The sequence below is a fragment of the Bacillus sanguinis genome, assembly GCF_018332475.1.
GTDB lineage: Bacteria > Bacillota > Bacilli > Bacillales > Bacillaceae_G > Bacillus_A > Bacillus_A sanguinis.
This window is the reverse complement of record NZ_BOQB01000594.1, coordinates 1-565: the sequence shown is the minus strand read 5'-3', so window position 1 is coordinate 565 and position 565 is coordinate 1. Positions and strand designations below refer to the sequence as shown.

The window sequence follows — 565 nt, the reverse complement described above, 5'->3', positions numbered from 1 at the left end:
AGCTGATAAAATGATTGAAGAAGGAAAAGAGTTAGCGAAAATTGCTCCAAACGTTGTTGTAAAAGTTCCGATGACAACAGAAGGTTTAAAAGCAGTAAAAGCATTCTCTGACTTAGGAATTCGTACAAACGTTACATTAGTATTCTCTGCAGTTCAAGCATTACTTGCAGCTCGTGCTGGTGCAACATATGTTTCACCATTCTTAGGTCGCTTAGACGATATCGGTCATAACGGTATGGACTTAATCCGCCAAATCGCAGAAATCTTTGCAATTCACGGCATCGAAACAGAAATCATCGCAGCATCTGTACGTCACAGCGTTCACGTAACTGATGCAGCATTAAATGGCGCACATATTGCAACAATCCCTGCAAACGTAATTGCTTCATTAGTGAAGCACCCATTAACAGATCAAGGAATTGAGAAATTCTTAGCTGATTGGGAAAAAACACAAGAGAAATAATAGAAAAAAAAGAATCCTAGTTTAATTGACTAGGATTCTTTTTTTTATTTAAAAGAATTTTCATGCAATTTTGCATATTGTCTTTTAAATTTGTTATATAAA

General features: G+C 35.8%; 1 protein-coding gene. It reads left to right on the top strand.

What is annotated here, in order from left to right; all coding sequences use genetic code 11:
- On the top strand, nucleotides 1–463 hold a 463-nt coding region (locus KI369_RS28750; protein WP_212959028.1), incomplete at its 5' end, for a transaldolase family protein.
- Nucleotides 464–565: the final 102 nt, after the last annotated feature.